The organism is Peribacillus sp. SIMBA_075 (assembly GCF_046534585.1).
The window spans coordinates 1-238 of sequence record NZ_JAWRYN010001555.1; the positions used below are offsets into that span (position 1 = coordinate 1).

A 238-nucleotide genomic window follows, 5' to 3' on the forward strand; every position below is an offset into this window, starting at 1 on the left:
GTAGATAATCTATATGACCTATCAAACATCCCTTTGCTACATTGTATTGAGGAAATAGCATATAAAGAAGGATATCAAATCATTGTTTGTAATATAGAGAATAAAGATAGATACATATATATGTTGAAGGAAAATAACGTTGCAGGTGTTATTTTAACAAGATCCGTTTTTAAAAGTATAGGAGAAATTCCACTTCCGTTTGTTGTGATTGATGAACAAAAATCCCATGCAAATTATT

1 pseudogene is annotated in these 238 nt (G+C 29.0%); it reads left to right on the forward strand.

Annotation, left to right across the window (positions count from 1 at the left end):
• A pseudogene (locus SB775_RS33640) lies at nt 1-238 on the forward strand (LacI family DNA-binding transcriptional regulator); the annotation flags it as partial.